We start from the raw sequence: 12,588 nt of genomic DNA, 5'->3' as shown, positions 1-12,588 counted from the left end.
AGGGCGTAGGCCCGTGTCGCCGTCTGGGCGACACGGGCCCGGAGGTCACCCGACGGCGTACGCCCGTGTCACCGTCTGGGCGACACGGGCCCGAAGGTCACCCGAGGGCGTAGGCCCGTGTCACGGTCTGGGCGACACGGGCCCGGTCGTCATCCGACGGCGTACGCCCGTGTCACTGTCTGGACGACGCCGTCGCCGGCGGCGTCCGTCACCGTGGCACGCAGCGAGACGAAGCCCGGCGTGCCGGGGTTGGCCAGCAGCGCGGCCCATCCTGACGGAGCGGGAATCACCGGCACCTCACGCCAGCCGGCGCCGTCGTCGAAGGACACCTCCAGCTTGAGGGATCTCACCGCGGCCTGGGCCGCTCCCGGGTTGCGCTCGATCGAGATCGGCAACCGGGTCACGGATCTCGGCGCGGCGCGGTTGAGGCTGTCGAGGCCCTTCGGCGCGTAGCGCACCGCCATCAGCGGCAGCGCCTGCTGCTTCTCCGTGGTCGCCGAACGGAAGGTCCAGACCGAGTCCACCGCCGTGGACAGTGCCGCGTACGGCACCTGCCTGCGCGCCGACGCGTGCAGCGTGTACGTGTGCTCGGCCGCCGGAAGGCGCGCCGACAGCAGGCACTGCGGCGTCTCATACTGCGTGCAGTCGGCCAGATCGGTCTTGGCGAGCACGCCGCCGCCGGTGGCCAGAGTGATCGTTCCGGTGGCCGCGCCGTCGCCGCCGGTCCGTCCGGGCGCGCCGTCCGCGAAGAGCTGGTTGGCGGCGAATCGGAGCTCGTCCCCGGTACGGCTCCCGCCCGAGGTGGCGAAGGCCGGCCCGGTCACCGCCACGTTCCAGGTTTCCTGGACGGGCCCCCGATCGAGCCGCCTTCCGGTGTCACGCACCCACGACTTGCCCGCCCTGACCTCCGTGTCCCAGACGAAGCCCGGCGTCCGGTAGTGGGTGAAGGTGCTGGGCAGAGGGACCTCGTGGGTCGGGAACTCCCAGGACATGCCCGACGCCGGGTTGCGGGCACCCGCCCAGACGGATCCCGTGGTCGCCACGCCCGCGGCCCGGTAGGTCGCGGTCAGCTTCACCAGGTCACGCGTCCGCGCGGTGTAGGAGGGATCGTCCGGAATGCCGTCGGCGTGATAGTCGACCAGGTCGTAGCGGTACGGGCTCGGCTTCACGCCCTTCTTGTGCCACACCGTGCCGGCCATGTAGTGCAGGCCGGGCTGTCGTACCGGAAGCACGAGGTAGTCGAAACCGGGAGTCATAGGAGCGGCCCATCCGAAGCCCCACGAACCATGGGCGAGAAAGACCTGGAGTGAGGGCTCAGGCGCGGCGGTCGGCTCGTCCACGGCGAACTGGATCTTCTTGGCCTTCCGCGCGTCCAGCACCACGTCCTGGTCGGCCTTGCCGACCGTCACCGGAACATGGGCGGTGGTGCCCGAGGTCTCCTCGTACACCTCGGCGTAGAGGTTCCACTGGCCGACCGGCAGCCGGACTGTACTCTTCCCGTCGGCGAGGTAGAACTTGTGCACCGCGCCGGTCTCGAGGCTGTACAGCTCTCCGGCGCCGAAGGCGGGCCTGCCGTTACTGCCGAGGCCGGTGATCGTGACGTCGTAGGACTCCGGCTCGACGAATGCACCGGCCGGCGTACGGACCACCGTGTCACCTGACCTGGCGGTGATCACCCCGGGATGGTCGCCGGGAGGCTTCCGCTCGGCGTTGATCGTCACGGTGACGGACGCCTCTCCCTTCGCCGGCACCTCCAGCCGGGCGGCCGACAGGGACAGCACGTCGCCGTCGGCGGCCAGGTCGAGGGTGACGGGAGTGTCACCGGAGTTGGCGTAGGTGATCGTCCTGGTCGCCTCCCGCTTGCCGGAATCCTTCCAGGGGAAGGCCGCCCAGGCGCTGCCCGGCAGGGCCACGACCTGCTGTGCCAGCGCACGGACGACATCCACTCGGCCCGCGCCCTGGTCGTACGGCCCGGCGTCCGCGATGGGGGTGGCCGAGCCGATCAGCGCCGCCTTGAGCCGCGCACCGTTCCAGTCGGGGTGGCGCTGGGCGAGGATCGCCGCCGCCCCGGCCACGTGGGGGGCGGCCATCGACGTGCCGTTGTAGGAGATATAAGGCCCGTCTGCCTTGCCGGCCGCCGCGGCGGCCGTGATGTCCACGCCGGGAGCGGTGACGTCCGGCTTGATCGCGTGGTCGCCCTGGCGGGGACCACGGCTGGAGAACTCGGCCATCCGGTCGGACTTGTCCACCGCGCCGACGGTCAGCGCGGCCTCCGCGCTGCCGGGGCTGCTGATCGTTCCAGGAGTCGAGCCGCTGTTGCCGGCGGAGATGACGAACAGCGCGCCGGTTCTCTCCGACAGCGTGTTCACCGCCTGCTCGATCGGATCGACCTCCGGCGTGTCGGGGCTGCCGATGCTCATGTTGATGACCTTGGCCTTGACCTGGACCGCGGCCCACTCCATGCCCGCCAGCAGCTGCGACTCGGTGATGTCCTGCTCGCCGACCTTGCCGACCGCGAGTCTGGCGCCCGGCGCCACACCCCGGTACTTCTCCCCGGCGCCGGCGACGATGGAGGAGACGTGTGTGCCATGGCCGACGTTGTCGCGGATGTCCGGGGTGTCGGTGAAGTTGCGCGACTGGGTGACCACCTGCTTCAGGTCCGGGTGGTCGGGGTCGTAGCCGCTGTCCAGCACCGCGACGGTGACGCCCGCCCCGGTCAAGCCCTGCTTCCACGCCTCGGGCGCGCCGATCTGCGCGGCGCTGCGGTCCAGGGTGAACGGGCGGCGCCCGTCCAGCCACAGCTTCGTCCGGCCCGCCGCGAGCGCCCGCGGCCCGGCGACCAGGTCCTTCCACGCCTTGGCCGCATCAGCCTTGGTGACGCGCAGTGCCGTCATGCCGACGGTGCCCAGCCATGCGGTCTGCCGTGCCGCCCGCGGCGTGGATGCGGCTCTCTGGGGCGACTGGCTGATCAGCGGGATGTCGGCCCGGAAGGCGTCGCCGTAACGCCACTGCAGCAGCTGCGTGACGTCGAACAGCCGCTCGTCCAGGACCCCCTGGGCGACCAGCGGCATCGCGTCGGAGGGAAACACGTACAGGTGCCCGTCACGCCGGCGGGTGTGGTACGTGACCTGCCGGTCCGGCCCCGGTTCCACCCGGTGGCTCTGTCCGGTCACCACGACCCGGTCGCCGGTGATCAGTGTGACGGCGCCCTCGGGCGCGCTGTCGTCGAGCCGGGCGCCTCCCCGGTCGGGCGACGGTGACGCCTGGAGCGCCGGCGCCTGGAACGTGGTCATGCCGATCGATCCGGCCAGGACGGCGGCCATCAGTCCACTGCTTAAGTTCATGCTTTCCTCTCCGTCCGAAAGACGATCTACCTCTCTGTTGGTTTCGTACGGAGCAAAAGTTCACGGCCTGGGCCGCCAAGAGCTTCCGACGCCATGAGCTGCGGCGTCGCCGGCCGATGAGTGCGCAGGCCGGCTTGAGGAAGGCCCCGTGGACGTCGGCGCGCACCTCCCAGCGGATGCGCGGGCGCCGGAAGAGGATGCGGCAGGGCGCTCGACGTAGTTCGCTCAGGCCGAAGCCGCGTTCGATGCCGCGGCGGGCCATCAGCGACCGGATCGGCAGCCGGCGGACCAGGTGGCGCCTTCCGCCGGACGCCCTCGATCGGCAGCGGGCGGGCCGGCCTGCGACCCCCTTCCGACGCCTCGATCGGCAGCGAGGCGGGCCGGCCTGCGACCCCCTTCCGGCGCCCTGTTCTGCGAGGAGTCCGTCGCGGCGTGGGAGAAGCCGAGCGCGCCGGCCGCCCGGACCCGATCCAGCAGGACCTCGTGCGGCTGCCGCCACACCCGTCCGGGCCGAGGCGTCGGGGTGGGGAGGCCTGGCTGGGCTGAGGCGTTGAGATGGGGCAGGCCTGGCCGGGCAGCGGCGTCGGGGCGGGGGAGGCCTGGCCGGCCAGCGCCGTCGGGGCGGCGTGGGCAGGTGGTGAGAGGGCCCGTAGCCCCGGTCAACCTGCAGACGGAGACGGGAGATCCACGAAGAGGCCCGGCCGGCCGGTGATGGGCGCGGCGGGCTAGTGGTCGGTACGGCGGGCGCGGTGCAGGCGGACCTTCTCCCGGTTCCCGCACCGCTTCATCGAGCACCACTGCCTGGTGCCCGCGTTCGACCGGTCGGCGAAGCGGATCCCGCAGGTAGGCGAGGCGCACACCCGCACCTGGCGCAGGTCCGGCCCGCCGATCAGTTCGACGGCGTCGCTGGCGATCTCGGCCAGGGCCGCCACCACGGGATCGGCCGGCGGGAGCCGTGCGACGGACAGGTCGGGAGCCAGCTGGACCAGGGCAGGCTGCCGGCGCGCGGCCCACCGGTTGATCGGCTCGGGGAAGCCGCTCTCGCCCGCGATGGCCGCGTCGAGGCACCGGCAGATGGCCTCTCTCAGCTCCCGCGCCTCCATCAGCATCGTCGTCCCCGCCACCGCCGACTCCTGCGGGCTGGTGCCGAACGGCAGGTCCTCGGGCAGCCCGAGCCATTCCAGCAGGTCCTCGGGCTGGAGCAGCAGCTCCCGGCCGCCCGTCTTGCGGTCTCGATAGGTATTGACGAAATCCAGTGCCGGACGCCCGCCGTCCCACACCCAGTCTCGCGCTCGCATGCCTCTAACCATATGATGGGGTTAACCCTGTAACCACATGATGGAGTTACGCCATGGTGGAGTCACGGATGGCCGCGGTCGGCGACCTGCGCATGCACTACCTGATCGAAGGGGAGGGGCCACTGCTGATGCTGCTGCACGGGTGGCCGCAGAACAGCCACTGCTGGCGTCACCTCATCGCCCCGCTCGCCGAGCACTTCACGGTCGTGGCGCCCGATCTACGCGGTTACGGGCTGACCGACAAGCCGCGCACCGGGTTCGACAAGCGCACGATGGCCGCCGACGTGCGTGAGCTGGCAAGGCAGCTCGGCTACGAGAGGGTCTCGCTGGTCGGCCACGACAGGGGAGGGCGGGTCGCCCACCGCTACGCCCTCGACCACCCCGACGAGGTGGAGCGCCTGGTCGTCATGGACATCATCCCCACCAGGGAGATGTGGCGGCGCTTCGACATGAAGACGGGCATCGCGCTCGGCACCTGGCACTGGACCTTCCACCTTCAGCCCGACCTGCCCGAACGGCTCGCGGAAGCCGACGTCCGCGGCTATCTCGGCTACTTCTTCGAGAAGTGGACCGTCCAGCGGGCCGCGCTCGACGTGGAGGAGTACTACCGGGCCTTCTCGCAGCCCGGGGCGCTGCGGGCCGGCTTCGACGACTACCGCGCCTCCTTCCCTGACGACGCGGCGCACGACGACGCCGACTACGACGCGGGCAAGCGGCTGGAGATGCCGGTGCTCGCGCTGTGGGGTTCGGCGGGGCTGCCTGCCCGGGTCGGGGTCGAGGAGGTGTGGCGCGACTACGCCCGCGACGTGCGTGGGGCGGAGATCCCCGACTGCGGCCACTTCCTGGCCGAGGAGCGCCCCGACGTCGTGCTGTCGCACCTGCGCGACTTCCTGAAGGTGTAGCCGACGACTTCCTGAAGGTGCAGCCGACGGCGATCCGGCCCCGGCGCCACGCCAGGCATCGTGGCCGAGCCCCAAGCCAGGGCGAGTCCGGCGGTCGTGGGTTGCGGTTGTGCGTGTGGTCGGATCGGGCGTTGGGATCGGGTGTGGTTTTCGGGCCGGGGTGAGTGGGGGTCGTGGTCGTGGGTTGCGGTTGTGCGTGCGGTCTGATTGGGCGAGAGGGCGTTAATGAGAAATGTCCGCGAGGTCCCAGGTTCGGATGCTGCCGTCGCTGCCGCCGGAGACGGCGATTGGTTTGCCTTTGAGCATGGTCACCGCGACCCCGCTGACGGCACCGTGGTGGCCGGGGAGGGGAGACAGGAGCGGTTCCATCGTCCGCGGGTCCCACACGATCACCGTGCCGTCGTCCTGCCCGGTCACCAGCACCGTCCGGGATCCGACGCGCGTGACGGCCATGGCGGTGGAGCGGATGCTCAGAGCCTTGCCATACGGTTCGCCCGTTGTGGCGTCCCACAAGCGGATGCCGCCCCATCCGGGGGCGTATTTGCGCTGGAAGAAGACGATGGTCTTGCCGTCGACCTGCCCGATCGCCAGAGATTCGGCCTCGCCGCCGCTCGCGATCGGCTTGCCGATCGGTTGGCCGGTGGCCTGGTCCCACAGCTCTATCTGCTTGCCGGAGGCGGTGGCGGTGATCCGGCTGCCAACCGCGACGGCATCCACTCCCGTCGCGTCGACCTGGCGGGGATGGCTTCCCGCCGACAGATCCCAGAGTGCGGCTCCGCCGTCCTGCGTCGCGACGGCCACGACGGAGCCATCCGCCGAGAGCTGGGCAGGTCCGTCGGCGGATGCGACGAAGATCCTTGTCCTGTCCACCCGTTTGCCCGTCGCCGCGTCGCGGGCCACCAGCCCATGCTCGATGTCCGCGTAGACGATGACCGGCTTCCCGTCCCGCGTGGCCGTGGTCATGGGCGCGTGCTCGACGCACGAGCAGGAGATGGGCGCGCGGAATGGCTTGTGCGTGGCCAGATCCCACATGCGGATCGTGTCGTCGTCGCCTGTGGTCACGGCTACGGCCTTGCCTCGCACCTTGGTCACCGCGAGTGTTTCGACGTCCCCGCCGTAGCCGAAGAACGGCTCGCCGCGTTGTCTGCCCGTGCGCAGGTCCCAGATCGTCAGCGTCCCGTCGGGATCGCCGATGACCAGGATCGGCGTGGTGCCGTAGGTGCCCACCGCCGCTACGTGATCCAGGAGATCGTCGCTGCCCCAGCCGTGGCCGATGAGTTCGCCGGTGGCCAGGTCGGCGACCCGCAGGGTGCCGTCCCCTGCGAATATCGTGACCGTTCTCCCGTCGAGCTCGCGTAACTCGACGGGGGAGAACTCGCCCTTGTGTCTCACCTCGGTGACAGCACCGGTGGCGAGGTCCCAGCGTTCCATGTGGCCGTAGAAATCGCCGTCGGTACCGGTGACGACTGCGACGCCACCCTGGATGGCGATGCTGCTGATGTACTCCATCGATGTCACTTTGGCGGTGGCCAGAGCCTTGCCCGTCGTCAGGTCCCATGAACGGAGGACCCCATCCTCGTCCCCGGTGACGGCTACGGTGGTCCCACCCAGTCGCCCGATCGCCCCGGCCCTGGGTTCGGCCTCATGCCCCTTCAGCGGGGCGCCGACCGCGTAGCCGGTGGTCAGGTTCCAGAGCTGGAGCTCGAAGGGGAACTCGCCTTCGGTCAGCGCGACATGCTGACTGTCGTGGGAGCCGACGGCCAGCAGATTGGTATCGATTTGGGTCACGATCGGTGGGGTCAGCGGGCGGCGCGTGCCGAGGTCCCACGCGCGCAGGGTGCCACCGCTCACGACCGCGATGTCCTTGCCCTCCCAGTGGTGCAGCTCGACGTGGTTCACGCCGCCCTGACCCGCGGGGATGGGCTCGCCGATGAGCTTGCGCGTGGCGAGATCCCAGACGCGAAGCAGGTCGTCGTGGCCACCCGTGACGATCACCGGCTTGCCGTTCACCGAACCGACCGCCGGGGAAACAGCCCGGTTGCTGTGCCCGTACATGGCGGGCCCGAGCTGACGGCCGGGTACGGGCGCCGCGTGCGTGGTGATCTCCGGGATCGCGGGGGGCGATGGGGTGGGTGCCGTGCGAGGGTCCGCGCTGCAGGCGCCGGCAAGGGTGAGTAACCCGAGCGCGATCGTCAGTGCCTTGAACGATGCCACCCGAACCCTCCCCGCGATGGCATATCACCGCTGATGGCCGTCTGTCGGCCCATCTTCCCGCGGGGCGACCAGAGGATCAATGGAGGGGAAGAGTCACCAGTTTCGGGCGGTGCCCATGACGTGCAGCAGGGCATCGCGGCGTCCGGCGAACGTGGCCTGCGCCATGCCTTCCCGCTCGGCCCGGATGTGAAGCATGGCCAGCTCGGTCGCCGCGTGCTGGTAGTCCGACATGGCGCGGGACCGTCCAGCCTTCTTGGCCCAGGTGCGCGCGTGCCTGCGCGCCTTCAGCGAGCTGAGCATGCCGATGTCCTGCTGCGTGAGGACACCGGTCGGCAGGTAGCCGGGCAGGACACTGCCGATCTTGGCGAGTACCCGCCTGCGTTCGGTAAGGATCACCACCACGAGTACGACGATCACCGTGAACTCCAGCAGGTAGACTCCGCCCAGCGCGCGAACGCCGCCCAGCGTCGCGGCGCCGTTCCAGAGGCCGTGCAGCAGCACGGCGGCCAGGTAGCCGAGCGGGATGGCCAGCCACCTGGCCGGGTTTCGCCTGGTGGCCGCGTAGGCGACGCCGAGCCCGATCATCGAGGTGTAGACGGGGTGGCCGAGCGGCGAGACGAGGCCGCGCAGCACGAACACGCCCATCGCGTCGTCGGCCCCGCCCTCCATCAAGGCGATCGCGTAGTAGCCGACGTTCTCCACGAGCGCGAAACCGAGCCCCGCCATGGCGGCGTAGATGATGCCGTCGGTCAGCCCGTCGATCTCCTTCCGCCTGCGCAGGAGGAGCAGGAGTGCCGCCCCCTTCAGGCCTTCCTCGGTGACGGGGGCCAGGACGACGGTGCCGATGTCGTTGACCACCGTCTCGCCGTACCCGGCGCGGCGGAAGAGCTCCTGGCCGGCCATGCTCAGGATGACGGCCAGCACGACGGCCACTCCCGCGCCCCAGACGAACGCGAAGGCGAGATGGAGCCTGGGTTCGGGCTCCAGCCGGTCGAGCGCGAGCACGGCGCCGAGCAGGATGGGCAGGGGCGCCACAGCCATGAGCGCCGCCAGGCCGAAGCCCGAGGGTTCGTTGGACATCAGCATCAGGGCCAGCATCAGCAGCGCGCAGATGCCCGAGACCACGAGGCCGATGATGAGAGCTTTGCTGGGGCGCGGTGAGAGCACCGCGGGGCGTGTCACACCAGTCACGCTCTCACATTGAGCTGTCGCGATAGACGGATAGTTGACGCGTGCTTGCGGGCCCTCACAAGGGGTCCCTCCCAAGCACCCCTGGAGGGGTCGGGTACGGCGCGGCTACGGCTGGTCGGCGGCGGCCGGAGGGCGGAGCATCGCGTGGATCCCCACCGCCATCGCCAGGGTGATCCCCGCGACGGCCCATACGACGACCTGGAACGCCGCGGCGAGCTGGGGGCCGCCGCCGGGGCCGCCCGCCGCGATCGTGTTGGCCAGTTCCGCGTCGCCGACCCTGGCGTGGACGAGGCTGACCAGCGCCGAGCCGTACACCGCGATGACGATCGCCTCGCTGCCGATCCGCAGCGTGTTGACGAAGCCGGCGGCCATCCCGGCCCGCTCGGGTTCCACCATGCTCATCGCCAGCCCGTCGCCGACGCCGAAGCCGAGGCCCGCGCCCACCCCGACCAGCAGCAGCGGCGCGACGGGCGGCGCCGCGTCCGTCGTCGCGAGCCAGGCGTTGCCCGCCGCGAACAGCACCACCGCCACGGTCACCAGCGTCCTGGCCGGCACGCCCCTGTTCAGCAGCCAGCCGCCGACCGGCGGGGCGATCAGCACGGGGGCGGTCATCACCAGCATCCACAGGCCCGCCTGCTGGGGAGATGCGCCGTGGACGCCGGCGAAGTAGGTGGGCAGGTAGGTCAGCAGCGTCACCATGCCGAAGCTGGTGGCGACGGGCACGAGGCTGAGCGCGAGGAAGCGCCGGTTGCGCACCAGTGTGAGGTCGAGGACGGGGTGGGGGCTGCGCCGTTCGACGGCCGCGAAGGCGACGAGAAGCGCCGCGGCCGCGGCCAGCAGACCCAGTACGACAGGATCTCCCCAGCCCGCCTGCGGTCCCTGGACCACCGCCACGGTCAGCAGCCCGAGACCGGCGACGAACGTCACCGCGCCCTTGACGTCCACCTGCGGACGGCGCGGGGCGCGCGATTCCCCGATGAACGGGATGCCGGCCAGTGAAAGGGCCAGGATCAGCGCGTTCGACAGGAAGATCGCCCGCCAGCCGAGCCCGCCGACCAGCCAGCCCGAGATCGTCGGGCCGAGCGCGAGCCCGATGCCCGCGACAGTGCCGAGCAGTGCGAAGGCCCGGGTTCTGGCCGGTCCGTCGAACGCGGTGGCCAGGATCGCCGCGCCGCCGGCCATCACGCCCGCGGCGCCGACGCCGGACAGCGCCCTGGCCGCGTCGAGCAGCCAGATGCCGTCGGAGAGGGCGGCCACCACCGACCCGGCGGCGAAGATCGCGGCTCCGGTCGCGAACACCCTGCGGCGGCCGAACAGGTCGGCCAGCGAGCCCGCGACCAGGGTGAAGGAGGCGAAGGTGAGGTTGTAGGCGTTCATCACCCACTGCAGCGGGGCGCCCGCCGCGCGCAGGTCGGCGCCGATTCCGGGCAGCGCGACGGCCGCGCCGGAGATGGACATGGGGACGACGAGGAAGCCCAGCAGGACCACGGCCATGGTCAGGGCGGGGCTCGAGGAGCGCGTTTGAATTGCCACTCGGCAGAAAATGCCACTGAGTGGCGTTAGCTGTCAATCGGCACTTTTGCGTTAGGGTGATCGCATGGATCTACGCGAGCTGCCGCTTCGGGAGCGCAAGAAGGCCCGCACGAGGCAGGCGCTGACAGAGGCGGCGCTGCGGCTGTTCACCGAGAAGGGGTTCGACCACACCACGCTCGACGAGCTCGTCGACGCCGTGGAGGTCTCCAAGCGGACCTTCTTCCGCAACTTCCCGAGCAAGGAGGACGTCGCCCTGGCGGCCGACACCGAGCTGTGGTCGACCTTCCTGGACGAGGTCGACGCGATGGAGGTGGCGGGGCTGGTGCTCGACGCCTTCAGGACGGCGCTGCGGGTGAGCCTCGAGCGGATGGACGAGGGATGGGGCGCCAGGTTCCTGGCCACCAGGGCGCTGTGCGCGGTGACCCCGGCGGTGCAGGCGCACAGCCTGCGCTACTGCGACCAGACGACGCAGGCGGCCTTCGCGAGGATGGGCGCGCGGGCGGGGTTCGACGCCGAAGACGTACGGCTGAAGCTGGTGATCGAGGTCGCGATCGCGGCGTGGCGGCACGCGGCGCTCAGCTGGACGGCCGACGGCGGGCCGGGCGGGCTCGCGGGACTGCAGGAGCGCCTCGACACGGCCTTCGCCGCCATCCCCGACAGCATCGCGCTGACCGGGGCGAACGCCGACCGGTGAGGTGGCCGGCCGTAGGGGGTGTCGCGCGGCGCGATGCGGCGGCCCGGAGCGCCCGCGCCGCAGGAGGGTCCGGCCGTGCTGACGGACGGTGGGTGTCGCGCGGCGCGGCGATCCAGGGGCCCGTGTGTTGGGTGGGGTGCGGTCCTGGGTGCCGGATGGTCAGAGGTGGCCGAACGGTGGGGTCGGGTGGGCGACCCGGTGGTGGCGATGGTGGCGGCATGGTCGAGGATGGGCACGCCAGAGCCGTCCGGCAGAGGGGATCACATGGACTGGGCCGAGATCACGTCCGAGGAAGAGCTGCGCGACCTGCTGGGCGAGGTGATGCCCAGGGCCGCAGCCAAGGATCGGTTCGCGCTGCACGAGCGCGACAAGGAGTGGCTGGCCAACTCCCCGTTCTGCCTGATCTCCACCGCGGCCGCCGACGGCACGTGCGACGTCTCGCCCAAGGGTGACCCGCCCGGCTTCACCCACGTCATCGACGACACCACCATCGCGATCCCCGACCGTCCCGGCAACCGCCGGGCAGACGGGTTCCTCAACATCCTGACCAACCCGCACGTCGGCCTGCTCTACCTGGTGCCGGGGCGGGGCGAGACGCTGCGCATCAACGGCAGGGCCAGGCTGGTGAGGGAGGCGCCGTTCTTCGACGAGATGATCGTCAAGGGCCATCGGCCGCGGCTGGCACTGGTCGTGGAGATCGAGCAGATCTTCTTCCACTGCGCCAAGGCGTTCCTGCGCTCGACGCTGTGGAAGCCGGAGACGTGGCGGCCCGACGCCATGCCGTCCCACGCGGCGATCCTGAAGAGTGTCCAGAAAGTGGAGGAGTCCCTCGAAGAGCTGGAGCGCTACTACGGGGACTCCTACCAGGAGAAGCTGTACAAGTCCTAGGCGGCGGACGGGGGTCCCGAGGGTAGCCGGATCACGTTGCGGCCGCTGTATGCGCTCAGGTCGACGACCGTGGTGTCGGTCTGGGTGTGGTTGCGGCGGCCGGTCTTCCTGATGTCGCGGACCTTGTGTCGCGCCACCCGCGGCGGCACCGCCTCAAGCCTCGTGTTCACTGAGCCCCCCGGCGTGATGTTTTTGTTACATCACATTACTTACAGATTGCCCCATAAGTCCCATGTAAAGATCGCGTCAGTACGGAAGCCGTCGTCCGGACGGCGACCGCAGGTCCAGGTCCTGAGGCCGGCTCGGCTGGCGCTTGGACGGTGTCTTGACGATCCTGGTGCGTCGCATGGTCTGCCCCCTTCGGTTGTCCCCACAGTGCACCCGGCCGCTTGACAGCGGCTTGGCGAGCACTTGCGGCCCGCCGACCAGGTCGTCTCCACGCCGCGCAAGCCCCGAGCAAGCCCGGACGGGCACCACCCTCAGGTCCGGGCGGGCCCGGCGTGGACACAACCGGCGCGAGCACC

The 12,588-nt window shown here is 70.7% G+C and carries 9 protein-coding genes; 3 read left to right on the top strand and 6 right to left on the bottom strand.

Going from position 1 to position 12,588, the window contains the following annotated elements; genetic code table 11:
* Nucleotides 1-149 precede the first annotated feature (149 nt).
* Together ACWENQ_RS14555 and ACWENQ_RS14550 are read right to left on the bottom strand one after the other, a co-directional pair.
* On the bottom strand, nucleotides 150-3,344 hold the full coding sequence (locus tag ACWENQ_RS14555) for a S8 family serine peptidase (RefSeq protein ID WP_452414488.1): 3,195 nt from the start codon (nucleotides 3,342-3,344) through the stop codon (nucleotides 150-152).
* Nucleotides 3,345-4,069: 725 nt separating this feature from the next.
* The gene (locus ACWENQ_RS14550) at nucleotides 4,070-4,642 is read right to left on the bottom strand and encodes a CGNR zinc finger domain-containing protein (RefSeq protein ID WP_452414486.1); all 573 of its coding nucleotides are present in this window, start codon (nucleotides 4,640-4,642) and stop codon (nucleotides 4,070-4,072) included.
* Between the two features lie 53 nt (nucleotides 4,643-4,695).
* Here ACWENQ_RS14550 and ACWENQ_RS14545 point away from each other — a divergent pair, with 53 nt between their 5' ends.
* Nucleotides 4,696-5,544, top strand: coding sequence for an alpha/beta fold hydrolase (locus ACWENQ_RS14545; RefSeq protein ID WP_452414485.1), 849 nt, complete (start codon nucleotides 4,696-4,698; stop codon nucleotides 5,542-5,544).
* Nucleotides 5,545-5,766: 222 nt separating this feature from the next.
* On the opposite strand, the gene ACWENQ_RS14540 is transcribed toward ACWENQ_RS14545, so the two are convergent.
* The 3 genes from ACWENQ_RS14540 to ACWENQ_RS14530 all read right to left on the bottom strand — a co-directional run bounded on the left by ACWENQ_RS14540 (nucleotide 5,767) and on the right by ACWENQ_RS14530 (nucleotide 10,482).
* Nucleotides 5,767-7,758: a hypothetical protein gene (locus ACWENQ_RS14540; RefSeq protein ID WP_452414484.1), complete on the bottom strand. Its 1,992-nt coding sequence runs from the start codon at nucleotides 7,756-7,758 to the stop codon at nucleotides 5,767-5,769.
* Between the two features lie 93 nt (nucleotides 7,759-7,851).
* Nucleotides 7,852-8,949 (bottom strand): PrsW family intramembrane metalloprotease, encoded by a 1,098-nt coding sequence (locus ACWENQ_RS14535; protein ID WP_452414483.1) that lies wholly within the window; start codon nucleotides 8,947-8,949, stop codon nucleotides 7,852-7,854.
* A 105-nt stretch (nucleotides 8,950-9,054) separates the two neighbouring features.
* Nucleotides 9,055-10,482 carry an MFS transporter gene (locus ACWENQ_RS14530; protein ID WP_452414481.1) on the bottom strand — a complete coding sequence of 476 codons (1,428 nt, stop codon included), beginning with the start codon at nucleotides 10,480-10,482 and terminating at the stop codon, nucleotides 9,055-9,057.
* Nucleotides 10,483-10,546: 64 nt separating this feature from the next.
* Here ACWENQ_RS14530 and ACWENQ_RS14525 point away from each other — a divergent pair, with 64 nt between their 5' ends.
* Nucleotides 10,547-11,176, top strand: a complete 630-nt coding sequence (locus tag ACWENQ_RS14525; protein WP_449927814.1) for a TetR family transcriptional regulator — start codon at nucleotides 10,547-10,549, stop codon at nucleotides 11,174-11,176.
* A 264-nt stretch (nucleotides 11,177-11,440) separates the two neighbouring features.
* Nucleotides 11,441-12,064: a pyridoxamine 5'-phosphate oxidase family protein gene (locus ACWENQ_RS14520; RefSeq protein ID WP_449927816.1), complete on the top strand. Its 624-nt coding sequence runs from the start codon at nucleotides 11,441-11,443 to the stop codon at nucleotides 12,062-12,064.
* Here the strand turns inward: ACWENQ_RS14520 and ACWENQ_RS14515 are convergent.
* Nucleotides 12,061-12,234 carry a hypothetical protein gene (locus tag ACWENQ_RS14515; RefSeq protein ID WP_354905199.1) on the bottom strand — a complete coding sequence of 58 codons (174 nt, stop codon included), beginning with the start codon at nucleotides 12,232-12,234 and terminating at the stop codon, nucleotides 12,061-12,063. The genes ACWENQ_RS14520 and ACWENQ_RS14515 overlap by 4 nt on opposite strands.
* Nucleotides 12,235-12,588: the final 354 nt, after the last annotated feature.

Source organism: Nonomuraea sp. NPDC004354 (assembly GCF_053602555.1).
This window is presented reverse-complemented; position numbering and strand designations above follow the sequence as displayed.